The sequence below is a fragment of the Paenibacillus etheri genome (genome assembly GCF_001012825.1).
Taxonomy (GTDB): Bacteria; Bacillota; Bacilli; order Paenibacillales; family Paenibacillaceae; genus Paenibacillus_AQ; species Paenibacillus_AQ etheri.
In genome coordinates this window covers 100040-117483 of sequence record NZ_LCZJ02000018.1, presented here as the reverse complement: position 1 = coordinate 117483, position 17444 = coordinate 100040, and the positions used below count along the sequence as shown (strand labels likewise).

At 47.4% G+C, this 17444-nt stretch carries 21 protein-coding genes; all 21 read right to left on the bottom strand.

Annotated features, from left to right (window positions below):
• Nucleotides 1–52: 52 nt before the first annotated feature.
• The 21 genes from UQ64_RS06015 to spoIIIAA all read right to left on the bottom strand — a co-directional run bounded on the left by UQ64_RS06015 (nt 53) and on the right by spoIIIAA (nt 17425).
• Complete coding sequence (locus UQ64_RS06015; RefSeq protein ID WP_231573852.1) at nt 53–418, bottom strand: hypothetical protein; 366 nt, start codon at nt 416–418, stop codon at nt 53–55.
• 219 nt (nt 419–637) lie between these two features.
• Complete coding sequence (locus UQ64_RS06010; protein ID WP_060622579.1) at nt 638–1540, bottom strand: TlyA family RNA methyltransferase; 903 nt, start codon at nt 1538–1540, stop codon at nt 638–640.
• A 46-nt stretch (nt 1541–1586) separates the two neighbouring features.
• Complete coding sequence (gene dxs / locus UQ64_RS06005) at nt 1587–3491, bottom strand: 1-deoxy-D-xylulose-5-phosphate synthase (RefSeq protein WP_060622578.1); 1905 nt, start codon at nt 3489–3491, stop codon at nt 1587–1589.
• A 99-nt stretch (nt 3492–3590) separates the two neighbouring features.
• Nucleotides 3591–4538, bottom strand: a complete 948-nt coding sequence (locus tag UQ64_RS06000) for a polyprenyl synthetase family protein (protein WP_060622577.1) — start codon at nt 4536–4538, stop codon at nt 3591–3593.
• Nucleotides 4525–4782 (bottom strand): exodeoxyribonuclease VII small subunit, encoded by a 258-nt coding sequence (gene xseB, locus UQ64_RS05995; RefSeq protein WP_042129807.1) that lies wholly within the window; start codon nt 4780–4782, stop codon nt 4525–4527. The genes UQ64_RS06000 and xseB overlap by 14 nt, the downstream gene beginning before the upstream one ends.
• Entirely contained in the window at nt 4760–6139 is a 1380-nt protein-coding gene (xseA, locus tag UQ64_RS05990) for an exodeoxyribonuclease VII large subunit (protein WP_060622576.1), read from the bottom strand. Before xseA ends, xseB begins: the two co-directional genes overlap by 23 nt.
• An 11-nt stretch (nt 6140–6150) precedes the next feature.
• Nucleotides 6151–7008, bottom strand: a complete 858-nt coding sequence (gene folD, locus UQ64_RS05985; protein ID WP_042129810.1) for a bifunctional methylenetetrahydrofolate dehydrogenase/methenyltetrahydrofolate cyclohydrolase FolD — start codon at nt 7006–7008, stop codon at nt 6151–6153.
• 144 nt (nt 7009–7152) lie between these two features.
• Entirely contained in the window at nt 7153–7605 is a 453-nt protein-coding gene (nusB, locus tag UQ64_RS05980) for a transcription antitermination factor NusB (protein ID WP_042190451.1), read from the bottom strand.
• A gap of 401 nt (nt 7606–8006) precedes the next feature.
• Entirely contained in the window at nt 8007–8240 is a 234-nt protein-coding gene (locus tag UQ64_RS05975; protein ID WP_060622575.1) for a DUF2273 domain-containing protein, read from the bottom strand.
• Between the two features lie 15 nt (nt 8241–8255).
• Complete coding sequence (gene amaP / locus UQ64_RS05970) at nt 8256–8795, bottom strand: alkaline shock response membrane anchor protein AmaP (protein WP_060622574.1); 540 nt, start codon at nt 8793–8795, stop codon at nt 8256–8258.
• Between the two features lie 74 nt (nt 8796–8869).
• Nucleotides 8870–9286: an Asp23/Gls24 family envelope stress response protein gene (locus UQ64_RS05965; RefSeq protein ID WP_042132343.1), complete on the bottom strand. Its 417-nt coding sequence runs from the start codon at nt 9284–9286 to the stop codon at nt 8870–8872.
• 114 nt (nt 9287–9400) lie between these two features.
• Nucleotides 9401–10744: an acetyl-CoA carboxylase biotin carboxylase subunit gene (gene accC / locus UQ64_RS05960; protein ID WP_060622573.1), complete on the bottom strand. Its 1344-nt coding sequence runs from the start codon at nt 10742–10744 to the stop codon at nt 9401–9403.
• Nucleotides 10745–10798: 54 nt separating this feature from the next.
• The gene (gene accB, locus UQ64_RS05955; RefSeq protein WP_060622572.1) at nt 10799–11308 is read right to left on the bottom strand and encodes an acetyl-CoA carboxylase biotin carboxyl carrier protein; all 510 of its coding nucleotides are present in this window, start codon (nt 11306–11308) and stop codon (nt 10799–10801) included.
• A gap of 147 nt (nt 11309–11455) precedes the next feature.
• Nucleotides 11456–12400: a SpoIIIAH-like family protein gene (locus UQ64_RS05950; protein WP_060622571.1), complete on the bottom strand. Its 945-nt coding sequence runs from the start codon at nt 12398–12400 to the stop codon at nt 11456–11458.
• A gap of 67 nt (nt 12401–12467) precedes the next feature.
• A complete protein-coding gene (gene spoIIIAG, locus UQ64_RS05945; RefSeq protein ID WP_209445724.1) occupies nt 12468–13109 on the bottom strand; it encodes a stage III sporulation protein AG in 642 nt (213 codons plus the stop codon).
• 40 nt (nt 13110–13149) lie between these two features.
• The gene (gene spoIIIAF, locus UQ64_RS05940) at nt 13150–13911 is read right to left on the bottom strand and encodes a stage III sporulation protein AF (protein ID WP_060622569.1); all 762 of its coding nucleotides are present in this window, start codon (nt 13909–13911) and stop codon (nt 13150–13152) included.
• A 103-nt stretch (nt 13912–14014) separates the two neighbouring features.
• Complete coding sequence (gene spoIIIAE / locus UQ64_RS05935; protein WP_060622568.1) at nt 14015–15256, bottom strand: stage III sporulation protein AE; 1242 nt, start codon at nt 15254–15256, stop codon at nt 14015–14017.
• A 42-nt stretch (nt 15257–15298) separates the two neighbouring features.
• A complete protein-coding gene (gene spoIIIAD / locus UQ64_RS05930; protein WP_042129828.1) occupies nt 15299–15688 on the bottom strand; it encodes a stage III sporulation protein AD in 390 nt (129 codons plus the stop codon).
• 7 nt (nt 15689–15695) lie between these two features.
• On the bottom strand, nt 15696–15899 hold the full coding sequence (spoIIIAC, locus tag UQ64_RS05925) for a stage III sporulation protein AC (RefSeq protein ID WP_036682849.1): 204 nt from the start codon (nt 15897–15899) through the stop codon (nt 15696–15698).
• A 13-nt stretch (nt 15900–15912) separates the two neighbouring features.
• Complete coding sequence (gene spoIIIAB, locus UQ64_RS05920; protein WP_060622567.1) at nt 15913–16431, bottom strand: stage III sporulation protein SpoIIIAB; 519 nt, start codon at nt 16429–16431, stop codon at nt 15913–15915.
• A complete protein-coding gene (gene spoIIIAA, locus UQ64_RS05915) occupies nt 16424–17425 on the bottom strand; it encodes a stage III sporulation protein AA (protein ID WP_060622566.1) in 1002 nt (333 codons plus the stop codon). Before spoIIIAA ends, spoIIIAB begins: the two co-directional genes overlap by 8 nt.
• Nucleotides 17426–17444 lie beyond the last annotated feature (19 nt).

The window sequence follows — 17444 nt, the reverse complement described above, 5'->3', positions numbered from 1 at the left end:
GAAAAGCTTCGGCAAAACTACCTCGGAAGCATACACCTAGTTAAATATGGACTCAGTTTGATTCTCCGTCATCCCTGCCGAGCTTAATCACTTGAATAGATCCCGCAGCAACATTAACATACAAAACTCCGCTACATTCCGGATATATCAGTAAATACGGAAGCAATGTATCTCGTAAGCCGCTGCCTGTGAAATCCAAAGGTTTGCGTGGTCTAGAAAGGATAACCAAATATATTGATCCTTCTTCCTTAGTCGCCACATAATCTATAAATAACCGGCTATACATCTGCGCCCCGTTTACGTTGAAGGACAACGGGATTTTGAGCTTCCCTCCAACGACCTCATACCCTTCATCCTCTAGTATGTCTATAGATGGGTGAGGAATAATCACTTTATTAAACGGGATCTGATCCTTCATGAAAGAACGCGGAGAACTTTGCAGCCATATATATATCCGATAAATTATAAAAATCGATAATGCTACTCCAATAAACGCCATGACGACCTTGTCAGAGCTACCCGCCACTATCAATCACCTCGGTGATTTATTCGCGTGAAGCCATACTAATTCCTTCTTCTGCGCAGTCTTTTTAAAAGCTTTCCGAATAATTGTTATTTTCCATATGGAAAAAGAAACTCACCGGCGCGATGAGTTTCCATGAGTCGAATTCACATTAAAAGTACCCGTAGCCTGCTTAATCACATCATCCGCTAGGGATGGGAAATCCTCGACTGGGATGACTGATGATACAGCATCTGAAGGCTGTAATAAACTTCCTTCAGCCTCCGCCAATTCTGGCGTTAGTCTCCAGTGAGCAAGAAACTCAATATTGCCTTCCCCACCTGTAATCGGTGAAAAAGTTAATCCCTGCAGCTGGTAACCCAGCTCTGCCGCCATGGTCAGTACATTAATTAATACCTCTTTATGAACAGCAGAATCACGAATCACACCTGATTTTCCAACCTTCTCCCTTCCTGCCTCAAACTGTGGCTTGATCAGCGCAGCAATATCCGCCGGGCGCTTTAGCAAAGCTTTGAGTGGTGGAAGGATTATTTTTAAGGAGATGAAAGAAACATCAATACTCGCAAAATCTGGCATCGGACCCGCTAAATCTGGAGGCGTCATATATCGGAAATTCGTTCGTTCCATGACACTAACGCGTTCATCATTACGCAGCGACCAATCCAGCTGATTATAGCCAACATCAATCGCATACACATGTTTTACTCCATTCTGAAGCGCACAATCCGTGAAGCCTCCAGTAGAAGCACCAATGTCTAGCATGGTCCGCCCTATAAGATCAATATTAAATTGGCGAAGAGCCTTCTCCAGCTTTAGGCCCCCACGACTGACATAAGGATGCACAGAGCCTTTAACCTTAAGGGTAGCCTCCCGTGACACCTTCATACCAGCCTTTTCAATGCGTTCCTCATCCGCGAGCACCAGCCCTGCCATAATGGCTGCTTTAGCCTTCTCACGGCTTTCATAAAAACCTTGCTCAACAAGCAGTACATCTATCCGTTCTTTACGGTGTTCCATGGTCATCTCCCGATCGTTCAAAGGGTTGCTAATTTCCGGCTTCCACTTAGGAAGACGAAGTTGTTTTGTAATTATAGGCACTCAAAGCCATCATGGACTTGATACGTGCACATAGCGCTTCTACAGTAAGACCTGTTTCCTGGCGCTGTTCTTTAATGGAGCCGTGCTCCACAAAGATATCAGGTACACCCATCAGATGTACACGAGCGTCATAAATTTCATTCTCTGCGTAGAATTCTAATACCGAACTGCCGAGACTTCCCGCTTGGCAAGCCTCTTCAATAACAACCATATTGGTTCCTGCGTGAGCCAAATCAAGCAGCATGGAGTTGTCGAGAGGCTTCAGGAACCGCGCATTCACTACGCCTACCTGAATCCCTTCCCGCTTCAATAAATCAGCAGCTTCTTCAGCCACTTGAACCATAGGTCCGCAGGCTACAACAGCATAACCTTCGCCTGTACGCAGTCGTTCCCATGATCCGATTAGAATGGAATGCAGCTCAGGATCCATTGCCACACCCGTACCGTTAATACGCGGATAGCGGTAAGCAATCGGACCGTCATTATATTCAAGCGCCGTCTTCATCATATGACGCAGCTCGTTTTCGTCTTTTGGCATCATCATCACCATATTCGGAATATGGCGCATAAAAGCAACATCGTAGACACCCTGATGGGTCTCTCCGTCCGCACCCACAAACCCAGCGCGATCAATGGCGAACATAACATTCGCGTTATGACGGCAAATATCATGGACGATCTGATCATAGGCACGCTGCATGAAGGTAGAATACACCGCGTATACCGGCTTCATCCCTTCCATAGCCAAAGCTGCACAAAGCGTAGCCGCATGTTGCTCGGCAATCCCGACATCAATCATACGATCCGGAAACTCCTTAGCAAAAGGAAATAAGCCCGAGCCTCCTGGCATCGCAGGTGTAACTGCAATCAGACGGGAATCTTCCCGACCCAGTTCGATCAGCGTCTCGCCAAATACTTCAGTGTACATTGGAGGTCCCACAGCTTTAAGCGCCTGGCCCGACTCAATTTTGTATGGAGAAATGGCATGTGATTTATAGAAATCGGTCTCAGCCGGTTTGTAGCCTTTACCTTTAGTCGTCAGTACATGCACGAGCACAGGTCCAGCCACGTTATCGGCTTGGTGGAAGGTGTCAATCATCTTCTCCAGATCATGTCCATCTACCGGACCGAGATACGTAAAACCGAGCTCTTCAAATAATACTCCAGGTACCATCATATATTTGAGACTATTCTTTAACTGCTCAGCAGTCTTCGCTAATCGTCCTCCGATGGCAGGGATCTTCTTAAGCAGTCCTTCAACTTCGTCTTTGGCACGCAAATAGTGGCGATCTGAACGAATTTTGCTTAAGTAATTGTGCATTGCCCCTACGTTAGGAGCTATGGACATTTCATTATCGTTCAAAATAACCATCAACTTACGCTTCTCATGACCAATATGGTTAAGTGCTTCAAACGCCATTCCGCCAGTAAGAGCACCGTCACCAATCACGGCAATTACTTTGTTGTCTTCACCCTTGAGATCGCGTGCCATCGCCATTCCCATTGCTGCCGATAATGAGGTGCTGCTGTGTCCAGCTTCCCACACATCATGCTCACTTTCGGAGCGCTTAACGAATCCGCACAAGCCCTGATATTTACGCAGGGTATCGAAGCGATCTTGGCGACCGGTTAGTATCTTATGGACATAGGCCTGGTGCCCAACGTCGTAAATCATTTTGTCCCGAGGACTGTTATAGCAATAATGCAAAGCCAAAGTGAGCTCCACGACTCCAAGATTGGATCCAAGGTGCCCACCAGTCGCTGTAAGCTTCTCAATCAGAAATCGACGGATTTCCTCCGCAAGGGTAGTTAATTCATCGATTGATAGTGATTTCAGTTGCTCAGGATCATTTATTTGTGGAAGCAGCACGTATAGTTCCCCGCTTTCCTAGATGTTGTAAATTATATAAAACCCATTATAACACAAACGAAACGGCTGTCGAAATACAGCCGTTTCGAAAGTTCATAATTAGTGATCACGTGCCATTAAATAATCTGCAATTTCCAGCATTCGCTGGTTGTCGTGAAAGCCGCCGTTCAGCACAGCATTACGGGCTGTTTCTGTAAGCTGCTTCACTTCTTCACGCGAGGCTTCAAGGCCAATAAAATAAGGATAGGTTACCTTATGTTGCTTGACATCACTGCCTGTTTTTTTGCCAAGTTTACCTTCGTCACCAACCAAATCTAGAATGTCATCCTGGATTTGAAAAGCGAGCCCAATGGCTGTTCCAAATTTATGCAAGGCCTCAAGTTGATGCTCGTTAGCACCTGCAATTCGGCCGCCGGCGAGCAGTGAGAAGATTATCAAATCCCCTGTCTTATGCAGATGAATGTACTTCAGCTGTTCAAGATCGGTTAGACCTTGCTCACCTTCCATATCTGCAATCTGACCGCCAACCATCCCACGAGGACCTGCCATTTCCGCCAAATCCTCCACGATGGATAGTACACTTTCCGCAGGGACGCCAAATTTACGCGAAGCTTGTACCACACTGTAGAAAGCATGGGTCAGAAGGGCATCACCCGCAAGAATAGCGGTCGCTTCTCCAAAGACTTTATGATTCGTTAGCTTCCCTCGCCGATAATCATCATTATCCATAGCAGGCAAATCATCATGAATTAACGAGTAGGTATGTACCATCTCAATTGCAGCAGCGACAGGCAAGGCAGCCTCTCGACTTCCTCCCAGTGCTTCACACGCAATAATCACCAGTAGTGGCCGGAGGCGCTTGCCCCCAGCCATAAGTGAATACTTCATTGCTTGCTGCAAATTCTCTGGAACCATCCATTGCGTCGGGAGAATAACCTCTAGTTCATGTGAGACCAGATCGCCTAAGAACGCGATGTAATCCTCCAGTGACTGACGCAGTGTTTCTCCTTCAGAGTTTTTCTCAGGCTCATGCTCAAAGCGAGTCATCGGCGTCCCCTTCCAGACGTGCACCAAACGGCTTCTTACGCAGTTCTCCGTCCTCTAAGGTAATCATTTCAATCTTACGCTCTACCTGCTCAAGCTTGCTGCCGCAAAGCTGAGATAACTTCATGCCTTGCTGAAATAAATCGATGGCCTTCTCCAGGGGAACGTCGCCGTGTTCAAGCTCACGTACGATTTCCTCCAGCCGGTCCATGGCGCCTTCAAAATCAAGTTCCGCTTCCTTCGTCATCGTCTTTGCCATCCTCCTTCATTCCCCATACCTGGCAGTTCAGCTGTCCGTCATTCATCTTTATCACTACAAGATCGCCAAGCTGTACTTCGGTCAGCGATTTGATTAAATGTTCTTCTGCTTCGTCATAGACTAAGCTGTAGCCTCTCGACATGACTTTAAGAGGGCTCAGTGCATCCAGATGACGAATCTCCGCTACATAGCGAGCTCGCTTCTCCTGCAAGCGGGCCTGCATGGCACCCATCAGCTCACGGCGCATGCTCTCGGTGCGCTGCCGCGCAGCAGCAACACTGCCGTGCGGATGGAACCGCTGCAGACTATGATGCAGCACAGCTTTACGCTCGCGGGAACGGCTGAGCCGTGCATCCGCTGAGCGCTGGAGCCGCTCACGCAGCTGGTCCAGCCGCTGCGTGTGCTGCATCAGCGAGCGGCGCGGGCCTGCCAGCGCCAGCGAGCGTTCCAGCCCCGCGTGACGCTCGCGTCCACGCTGGGCGCGTCTTTGCAGCGCTTGGCGCAGCCGCTGCTGTTGCTGGCGAAGCTGCGCAGCAAGCTCGCCGGCGTGTGGCACGGCCAGCTCCGCGGCCGCTGTGGGCGTAGCCGCGCGGAGGTCGGCAGCGAAATCGGCAATCGTGAAATCGGTCTCGTGGCCAACGGCCGAGATGACCGGAATCCTCGATGCCGATATCGCTCGCGCGACTTCCTCCTCGTTGAACGCCCACAGCTCCTCGAGCGAACCGCCGCCGCGGCCGACGATAAGCACGTCGGCCTCCCCCATGCGGTTCAGCGCGCCAATCGCCTTCACGATCGAAGGCGCGGCGCCTTTGCCTTGCACCAGCACAGGATAGATTACAATACCCACCTGTGGAAACCGCCGCTGGAGTGTAATCACGATATCCCGTACAGCTGCCCCCGTTGGTGAAGTAATCACGCCGATGCACTTTGGAAAGCGAGGCAAAGGGCGTTTACGCGCTTCTGCAAACAGCCCCTCTTGCTCAAGCTTGCTCTTCAGCTGTTCATAGGCTAAATAAAGACTACCAATTCCATCAGGCTGCATATGTGTGGCATAGAACTGGTACTGCCCGTCCCGTTCATATACGGTCACATTACCTCTAGCAATTACCCGAGCACCTTCCTTCGGAATAAAGGGTAGGCGCTGGTTATGAGAAGCAAACATAATCGCCTTGATCCGGCTGCTCTCATCCTTTAGCGTGAAATACATATGACCGCTACCGTGATGCGTGAAGTTGGAAATCTCTCCGCGAATCCATACATCCGAAAGTAAAGTATCCGAGTCTAGCTTCATGCGGATGTAACGGTTGAGTTCTTTTATCGAATAGACCTGCCGCTCTGCCGCCATGAATCCTACCCCTATTCCAGGCCGTGACGGCGTTTAGCCGCAATCAGCGTGTTGCTCATCAGCATTGTAATAGTCATCGGTCCAACCCCACCCGGAACAGGTGTGATGTATCCGGCAACTTCTTTTGCACTATCATAATCAACGTCACCTGCAAGCTTACCGTTATCCAAACGGTTCATCCCCACATCAATGACAACAGCACCCGGTTTCACGTACGAAGCGTCAATGAAATTCGCGCGTCCAATCGCAACAACTAGAATATCCGCTTGACGGCTAATCTCTTGCATATTAGCTGTACGGGAGTGGCACATCGTCACAGTAGCATTCTCACGTTGCAGTAACAAGGATACTGGCTTACCTACAATATTACTGCGGCCAATGACCACAGCATGTTTACCAGCCATTCCTGTTCCTGTACGTTTGATTAGTTCAATTACACCTGCAGGTGTACAAGGAAGCAGACTGTCAGCACCAATCACTAGGTTACCTACATTTACAGGGTGGAAGCCGTCAACGTCTTTCTCCACGGAGATCGCATCTATAACAGCTTTTTCCTCAATATGCTTAGGTAACGGAAGTTGAACTAGAATCCCATCAATATCATCGCGTCCATTAAGCTGCGCTACGAGAGCCAGCAATTCTTCTTGCGTAGTAGACTCATCCAGTTTATGAACTTCCGAATGGAAACCAAGGCTGATACAAGATTTCTCCTTGTTGCGCACATAAACCTGTGAACCTGGATCTTCACCTACTAGAATTACTGCCAGACCGGGCTTCACCCCACGTTTCGCCAGTTCAGCAACCTCCTGGGCAATACCAATACGAATTTCCTCAGATACTTGTTTACCACTGATGATTGCTGCTGTCATGATAGTCTCTCCCCTTTTATATACTTTACTATTGTACAAGCATAAACGCCTTTGGCGTCCTTGTAAGGACGGTATCGTTTAAGCGAGAAATATAAGACATAAAGAATAGGTACAAAGCTTATGCTTTCTTATTTTTTTTTAAAATTAAGAATGGTCAGCTTTAATTGTATCTATCTCCTGGATCATCTTACCAAGCACACCGTTTACAAACTTACCGGAATCGTCCGTTCCAAAATGCTTAGCCAAGTCTATAGCCTCATTCACAGCAACCTTAGCCGGAACATCATTCGCGAACACCATTTCATACGCTGCAAGACGTAAAATCTGACGATCCACACGTGACAGACGGCTCATTTGCCAGCCCTTCAAGTAATGCTCAAGCATATCGTCAATTGCAACCTTGTGCTCCCACACACCGTTTACATGCTCCACCACATAGTGCTTGAGCTGAATCTCGTCCGTAATTACACGTTCGGTTTCATTCTCCTCTGAAGCTTCCTCCAGCAGCATTTCTACAGCTTCCGCGCTTTCTACATCGTTCATTTCCATCTGATACAGGCTTTGGACAATAATCTCTCTCGCTATACGTCTTTTCATGTGTTCCTCCTAAAATCTTATATCGCATTAACATCTTTACTTAAACTTCTATAACGTCGGGCAACCATAAATATAACTTCACACCTCTAGTGTGGTAATAATTCAGACTTTTAATTGCATCGCCTATAATTATTTTAAGCCCAAATGCTTCGAATTCTATCCCTAATCCTTAGAGGATTATTGTCCGATGTCCGTTAAAGATAACTTTCTAAATTCAAGCATAAACGCCTTCGGCGTCCTCATAAGGACGCTAAGCGTTTAATCGAGAAATATTAGACATAAAGTATAGGTGAAAAACTTATACTTCCTAATATTTTAAAAAAACCGCAAAGCCTTTCTTCCAGGGGCATTGGACAACACAAACTTACGGCTTCCTGCTCCGGGAAAAAGACTATCGCGGTTCACTTGAAAGGACGCCAGCGTCCGGATAGACGCGTAATCAGCTCCTGCCACTGAAACATGGGAGCTTCTGCGTTATCCTTTCTTTTGCCGAACGTATAACCGATGAACACTACCAGTGCAAAGAACAACATATCCCAAAAACCGCAAATTAAATATATCAAACCTAGACCAATGCCGAAAGTCACTCCGGCGATTCTACCCCCGTGACTTTCCCATACTTCTTTCCAAGACATAAGGGAAATCCACCTCTATTCCACTCGACTTTTGAAGCTTGGAGACTGCGTGAGGTTAGCAATATATACAGACACATCCGCAACCGGAATACCGGTTGTCTCCTGCACAAAATCATGCACCTGACGTTGCACTTCTGTGGTTAGTAGCGGCAATGAATGTTCACCATCCACTACTGCGCGAATTGTAATTTCAAGGCCAGCCTGAGAAACGCGAATACGCGATTTGAGATCTCTGATTCCTTTCACTTTACCGGCAGCCTTCAGACTCAGATTCTCAATGGTCTCCACTGAAATCTGGATATCCCCATACTCTGTACGTTGATCAACAGAAGGTAAAGAAGCGCGATCACGACGCAGAGAGATGTAGAAAAATCGGATGCTCAGAAGGAACAAGACAACTGCTACTATAATTGAAGTAATATAAGCTGCTGGTCCATTCTCAATCTCCAAAGTTTTGGGAATTGCACCGCTTAAGAGGAGGATGGCAATAACAGATAATATTCCGATACTTAAGCTGTAGACAAACAGCAAAAGTCTGTCCAAAATTTTTGCCACGAGTCTCATAACCTCCTTAAATTAGAGTAAACCCTCGACTTTACTGTCGGGGGTTTATGGAAGAACGACGACTGTTATTTCACGCGAAGAACTGTTTCAGCTTCCTCGTTCTTGTCTACAGTGTTGTTGTTCTTGAATTGTACATCATGTATATGCACATTCACTTCCACAACAGTTAGACCAGTCATAGTCTCGATAGAACGCTTAACATTGCGCTGAATTTCAGCAGCCACTTCAGGAAGACGGTTACCATATTCAATGATTACAGAAACATCCACCGCAGCTTCGCGTTGTCCAACCTCTACTTTAACTCCTTTGGACAAGTTCTTACGTCCGAGAAGCTCAACAATACCACCGGCGAAACCACCGCTCATGCCAGCTACACCTTTAACCTCAACGGTCGCTAAACCTGCAATCACCTCGATCACTTCAGGAGCAATCTGGATCTCACCGATTTCTGTCCGTTCGTATTCTGTCGGCAATGTACTCATTTTAGACTTCACACCTTTCAACAAAGATTCTCATAAATTCAAGCGTAAAGCACGTCTCTTATTAAACATACTATATCATTTGACGAACTTTATGACAAACAAAGCGAAGTCGTCCTAAATTTCATACTCTTCCAGAAACTTGATGTCAAAATTGCCATCCAGAAATACAGGATGCTCCAGCAGTTTCTGATGGAAAGGGATCGTAGTATGGATTCCCTCCACCGCAAATTCAGCCAAGGCGCGCTTCATCTTTGCAATCGCTTCCTGACGTGTAGGTGCCCATACAATCAGCTTTGCAATCATAGAATCATAGAAAGGGGAAATCGTATAACCAGGGTACGCTGCGCTGTCTACACGAACACCGAGACCTCCAGGCGGCAAATAAAAGCCGATTTTACCTGGTGAAGGCATAAAATTACGCTCTGGATCTTCCGCATTGATACGGCATTCAATCGACCAACCATTAATTTCGATATCTTCCTGTGTAAAAGACAAAGGGTTTCCTTCTGCAACAGAGATCATTTCCTTGATCAAATCCACACCTGTAACCATTTCTGTTACCGGATGCTCCACCTGGATACGAGTATTCATTTCCATGAAGTAGAACTGTCCATCCGGTCCAAGCAGAAATTCAAGCGTTCCCGCTCCCGAATAGTTAACGGCGAGAGCTGCGCGAACTGCAGCATTACCCATCGCTTCACGGATATCCGGTGTGAGCACAGAACAAGGCGCCTCTTCAATCAGCTTCTGACGACGACGCTGTACGGAACAGTCGCGTTCACCTAAATGCACTACATTACCATGCTTATCTGCAATAATTTGAATTTCTACGTGTTTCATACCTGTAAGGTACTTTTCCAGATATACACCAGCGTTACCGAACGCCTTCTGCGCTTCCTGTTGTGCAGCAGTGATCTGCTTCACCAATGATTCCTCGTCCTCAGCAATCCGAATGCCCTTACCCCCGCCACCTGCGGTAGCTTTAACGATGATCGGGTATCCGATATCGCGGCCCAGCATGACGGCTTCCTCAACATCACCTACAAGGCCATCTGAGCCCGGGATGATCGGAACTCCAGCCAGCTTCATGGTTTCCTTCGCCACAGCTTTATCACCCATACGGTTGATTGCATCTGGAGATGGCCCAATGAAGATTATATTGCAAGATTCACAAATCTCTGCAAAATCTGCATTTTCAGCTAAAAATCCATAACCAGGATGGATGGCGTCACATTCTGTTAAGGTAGCTACACTCATAATATTTGTAAAGTTCAGATAGCTGTCCTTGGACGGCATCGGACCGATGCAGTAAGCTTCATCAGCCAACCGGACATGCAGTGAATCCCGGTCGGGTTCCGAATAGACCGCGACGGTGGAAATGCCCAGTTCTCGGCAGGCCCTAATAATGCGGACCGCGATTTCGCCGCGGTTGGCAATCAACACTTTTTGAATGTTCATGCGTTTCCTCCCAAAGTTTTGCGAAGCTTCCGCTCCATAAGTAATCTGCGGTATTTATTCCGGTTTAACTAGGAATAACGGTTGACCGTATTCTACAAGCTGACCATTCTCGGCTAGTACTGACACGATTTCACCTTTAATCTCCGCTTCCAGCTCATTCATCAGCTTCATCGCTTCGATAATGCATACCGTTGTTTTCTCACCAACACGGTCTCCAACATTAACGAACGATGGCAATTCCGGAGAAGCGGCACTATAAAACGTTCCCACCATTGGAGATACAATTTTATGTAGTTTGCCTTCTGCGGCGGCTTGTGGCTGCTGCGCTGGAGGAACCTCACTGATTACTGGATAGGACACTTGCTGCACGCTCTGCGGCTGCGGGGCAGGCGTAAAGGGATAGGCATTATAAGGAGTCGCCTGTACTGCTGTTCCATCAGCTTCAGGGCGATCCGGTTTGCGAATTGCAAGCTTCATTCCTTCGCTTTCGATCTCCAACTCATGCACAGAGGAGGTCTGGTCCAGCAATTTAATTAATTCCTTAATTTCGCTCAACTTGAACATACATTAGTTCACTCCTTCAGCTTTCTCTCGAAGCCACTTCTTAAGCGGACAAGATAACTTTATGTATTATATCATAAACACTAGAAATGGAAAGAGCCCGGGAGAACCCGAGCTCTTTCGTCATTTTCCCTATAATTTCATGTCTTATTATTTCTCGGAAACGTATTGAACACTAACTTTATCCTGTGACACACTCAGTTCTTTCATTACAAGATCAACGATGCTAACCGCTTGTTTCACATCCAGCTTATCACTGAGCACGACTACTTTATAGCTGTCTCCAGCTTCTTCCTTCACAATGGCTTCTCCATATTTTTGTTGAAGCTGTTCTTCGATACCCGTAATTTTGGATTCTTTTTCTTCAAGGTTAAGGAGTTGCTCTTGAGCAACTGCGTTATCAGCAGGCGTCTTCTCCATGTCATTAATCAAAGCGAGTAAGTCTTGTTGGCTCTTTAGATTCTTTTGCTCACGTTCATACAGGTAGTTATTGAACATGCTGCTCGCCGATACACTTTGTGAAGCTACTTCATCCAGGATTTCTTTATCGTTCTTAGCAGGGGTTTTGGATGTTGTATTAGCTGCTGTATCTTTGGCTGCTGTATCTTTGGCTGCTGTATCTTTGGCTGTTGTATCTTTGGCCGCAGTTTCTTTAGTAGCGGAATCCTTAGCTGCTGTATCAGAAGTTTTACTGGAGTCTTTCGCAGCAGTGTCCGTCGAAGCTTTCTCTGAGTTACCACTGTCTGCTGCAGCTTTACTGCTATCATCCTTAACCGCTGTAGTTGCACTGTCATCAGTAGTTGCGGCAGCTGCGCTATCATCAGTGGCAGTGGTGTCGCTAGCATTATCTACGACGCCTCCATCCGCAACAACTTCTCCTTGATTGACCACTTCGTTCACAACGATACCTTTGTCGCCAACCGTTGGCAATGCTGCGCTTGCTGTGTCTTTTTTCAAGGAGTCGACCTGCATAGTTCCTGCTGTGTCTTTTGGAACCGATGCCCCTGAATCTTCAGTAAATAAATAGTATGCCGAGAGTACAACCATCAAACTGAGCATAGATACCAACCATATTGTTTGTCTTTTGCCGTTCATTCCTTATTCCTCCTAAAATTTAATCTAGTGGCTGCTTCGGAAGCACTCACTTATTGACTTTCTCCTGCTACTCTTGTTTTCGTGGTACTACTGAAATGCGCTGAATCGGAACATACAAGCCTTTTTCGATAGCCTGCTCTATGAGTCCACGAACAACCTTGTTCTCTGCCCCTTTGGCAACTACCAGTACGCCACGAACCTGAGGCTTAATCCGCTTCGTCACAATAGGTGTCTCATCGCCCGATTGCGAGTAAGTTACGATTTCGCCATCCCTTGTATATTGTGTCGTGTGACGTTTACCACCACTGGCATCCGTCTCTTCACTAAGCTGCTGGGAGTCGTTCATATTACGCACCACGACAATCTCTTCTGTTGACTCCACGGTAACCATGATATCGACTGTGCCGACGCCAACGATTTTCTCCAAAATCTCCTTCATTCTGTTTTCCATCGCCAGTTCAATGCTGTCGAACGAATTGGTTGCTCCAGGATCACTCTGCACCAGCGCCGTTTGGGAGGACTGATTCAGCGGCGGCTCACGCCCCGTATTTTCGTTATCAATCTTCTTCACATTGACGAAGGAATTAAACAGCATAATTGCTGCGCCCAGCAGACCCAAGATGATTAGCCAGCGGAAAGTATGGCTTCTCTTCGGACTGCCAGCCCCGCCCCCAGCCCACTGCTCCAGCTTTTTCAGCCAATTGGCCACTCCCATCCCTCCTAAAAATAATAGTTTTGAAGCTGCAGACTCATAACTTGACGTTATTCACACCGCCGCCATCCACCTGGATTACTTCAGGATCCAAATCCCATTTTTGTTCCAATAGTTTTACGATGGATTCCGTTTCATTTGTTGATGTGTTGTCTTCTGTTACATTTCCGTTCACTGCTTTGGGTTCATCTGCAGATGCTGATCCATTCTCTGGGTTCGCACCGATTTTCACTTCTACAGGCTCTATCGGAGCGATTGCAATCGGCGGGGCAGCCACTGAGCTGGATGTTCCGGAAACCCCTGTGGGATTAGCTGTTGTTAGGGACATTGAGACCTTCACTGCGGAGATAACTGGAATGTCTTCGTTACCAGAGCCGCCGGATTTCCCCATGCCCAGCGTTACAGTGACATTAACCCCGCGTTTGCCGGTCTCGCTAATGATCTGCTCCCGCATTTGCTCAGCAACCTCTTCTGCCGCCAGCTTAAGACTTTGATCCTGACGCCCTTGTGCAAGCTTTTGCCCATCTGCCAGAATCTTTTCCAAAGAAGGATCCCCACTTCCCCCTCCTGTGAACAAGCCTCCCTCTTTTTCCTGCCGCCCCATGGCTAAACTAAGTTCGGCTATTGCGTCACCTTTAAGGAGAGAAACGATTGGGCTAAGCATGGTAAGCAGGATCAGGAGGCTCAGCACCAGCCTCGCATAACGCTCCATCGATTTACTTGGGAGCAGTAATTCAACGAAAGATGCTAGCAGCACGACAAGTATGATCTCTCGTAGCCAATCGCCCAACCAGCTCATCGTTTCCCTCCTAAAAGTTTTGTTAGCATAGCCTTCAGAGATTTCTTCGTACAAAACTAGCTTCGTAAGCACCCGCTAAGTTTTGTTAGCATAGCCATCAAGCTCACCTCATCATGACGGTTAAATTGCCCGCGGTTAGCATGATCGTGACGGCCATAAAAAACATTAACGATACAGCCGCCAAAGCTGCGAATACGTACACCATGCTTTTTCCTATCGTCTGGAGGCAGACCACAATCGGCGTCTCGCCTAACGGCTGCATTACAGCAGCAGCTACATTGTAGATCAGAGCAAGCACCAGGATTTTGATCGCTGGAAAAGCACATAAGAACAAAATGATAATGACACCGGATAGCCCTATGGCGTTCTTCACCAGAAGTGAAGCTGAGATCACTGTGTCTGTAGCATCTGCGAACATCTTTCCGATGACCGGAACAAAGTTGCCTGTGATATATTTAGCGGCCCGGATCGTTACACCATCTGTCACTGAACTCGTAATCCCCCGAACTGATATCACACCGAGGAACACAGTGAGCAGCACGCCTAGCAATCCAGCCCCGATATTTCTTAGCAGATTCGCCAGCTGGGTTAGCTTGTATTTCTCCGACAATGCACTTACGAGATGCAGCACGGCCGAGAAGAATAATAGTGGAAAGACAATGGTGTGAATCAGGGTGCCAACTGTATGAATCATAAAAACAATTAGCGGATGTGTGACCGAGACGGTAAAGATGTTCCCCATGGATGCTAGTAACGCGAACAGCAGTGGAATCATAGCCATCATAAAATCAATCATCCGGTCGATAGCATCCTTCGCATAACCTATAGCGATATTGAAACTGTTCACGGCAATAACAAGCACTACCATATAACAGAGCGTATAAGCCACCTTGCTGACCGTTTTTCGCTCAAAAGCGGTTTGTAGCGTCTCCAGTATCATGCTGAGCACACTGACCATGACAATCGTGACCAGCAGCCTTCCGTTGTACAGCACCTCATGCCACATAAAGCCAAGAAGTCCAGATAACACACCTTGCAAGCTGAGTCCCTTATCCCCTGGAAGCAGCATGTCCATAAGCGAAGGTGTTGCTCCGTCTGGAAAAAAACCTCCGTAATCCTTCATCAGTTGATCCCAGTACGACTCCACCTTATCTGTAGGCAGATTGTTCACCTGACCCTTGACCCACTGGTCTACTGGGGAGGAGTTCCCCGATCCAGGTGCTGGAGTTGCTGGAGAAGCTATGGCCACCCGAGCTGTACCTGCAAACCATAGAATGAAGAAGCACGGGAGCAGCAGCAGTATTATTTTTAACTTTGGAGGACGAAAAACACTGCGCACTTGCATAACTTCTCCTCCCTAATCGTTGCTTAGCTTACTTCCATTGCTTTAAGCAGGTAGCAGCTTCATGACCGTTTCAATAATGATGCTGATAATGGGTACAGCTAGTACCATAATCAGGACTTTTCCGGCGAGCTCTATTTTGGAAGCAATCGATTCCTGTCCTGCATCACGCACGATCTGTGCTCCAAATTCAGCGATATATGAAATTCCGATGATTTTGAACACGGTCTTTAAATAGATCATTTCCATCCCCGATGACTCTGCCACCCGCTCCAGTGTGGAAAGAATCATTCCAATCTTGCCGATTAGAAACAGAAAGATCAGAATCCCAGTGGCAGTAGCGAGGAGAAAGGCGAACATCGGTTTTTGTTCCTTCAGCACGAGAATCAATATGGTCGATATCAGCCCTATTCCAACAACTTGAATGATCTCCATAGCACGCCTATTGAAAAAGAAAGATCGTTTTTATTTCCTGCAACAGTCCGTCCAGCATTCGAATAACCATAAACAGTACGACGACGAACCCGATCACGGTAACCCAATGTGCGAAATCTTCTTTCCCCATCTGTTTAAGCACCGTGTGTATCATGGCGATAATTATGCCAATGCCGGCAATTTGAAAAATCGCATTGACTTCAATATTCATTCCTGGCACCTCGCTAAAAGATCAAAATGACGATCAATGCTCCAAGCAGCAGACCCAGGCTTTTACTCAATTTTTCATATTTGCCTTGATCCTCTCTGGCCACCGACTCCTCCTGCTTCAATTGCTGCAATGCTAACGCGATATGAGTGCTCTGATTCGACCTATCGCTTGTGCCGAGAGTACAACTGAGCTGGCGGAGAATCTCTTTTTCTGTCCCCTTTAATGCGGTAGACTTCCAATGCGCCTCCATAGCCCTCTGGATGGCATCCTGGGCACTTCGGTCATGGGGTGGGCTCATTTCCTCAGCTGTTTTAACAAACAACGTTTTGAGCGGTTCCTTAGACTGAATTCCAATACGCCGCATAGCTTCAGGCAATGGGGTAAAGCCGTACATAATTTCTGTTTCCAGTCGCTGCAGCGCTGCTATTAAGCCTCTGATATGTCTTGGTCTGTCTGCATATTGTTTTGCAAATTGGAGCCCTGCCAGCGTGCCAGCCAGCACAATCAGTACGGCACCGAATAGCTTAAGCATGTAAATCACCACCTAATCGATCCCCGGGAGAGATAAGAAGCAATCCGCGTTTCTGTCCATCCAGAATTCGAAAGGAGAGTCCTGCTTCTGAGCGATGCAGAATGACGTATCTCTCGAACATCTTTTGTTCCAATAGCCCGCCTAGCCCCGGCCTACGAGCCAGTTCTATTACCTCTTTACCGTGAGCCGAAGCAATGACTGATATTCCAGCATGCAGCGCTTCAGTGACTGCTTCGGCGTCTTCAGGACGTCCAATCTCATCCGCGATCAATACATCAGGTGACAAGGAACGAATCATCATCATCATGCCTTCTGCTTTGGGACAACCGTCGAGGATATCGGTGCGCGGACCAACATCAAAGGCGGGAATTCCGCGTCTGCTTCCGGCAATCTCAGAACGTTCATCGACAATCCCCACCTTCAAGCCGGGTCTTCCGCCTTCACGTTTCCCCAAATCTCCTAAGGAGATTTGTCTTGCGATATCTCGAAGAAGTGTTGTCTTCCCGTGCTGTGGGGGCGAGAGGATCAAGGTGTGCATCATTCGCTGCCTCCCCTTATCCAGCAGATAAGGTAGCACCTTATCCGCAACACCGGGAACCTCACGGGCTATGCGAACATTGAAGCTTGTAATGTCGCGCAGATGCTCCACACCACCACCACTCAGCACCGTCCGACCAGCAAGTCCTATTCGATGGCCGCCAGGAATCGTAATAAATCCCTTTCTAAGCTCTTCTTCCATCGTATATAGTGAATGGTTGCTGATCAGATCTAGCAGTCTATGACTGTCCTCCCGATCCGGCCTATAGGCTTCTTCCGGCCTTTGCGTTAAGCTGCCATTTGCTCTAAGAAAGTGATATTTACCTGAATAGTTAATCTCCAGCGGACGACCTTCACGGACTCGAATCTCTTCCACCATTCCAAGTAGTGGAAGGGGAAGGCACTTTAATAGTGCTCTTACTTTTTCAGGAAACAATTGTAGCCAATCATCTGCCATACAAAGTACCCCCAAGTTG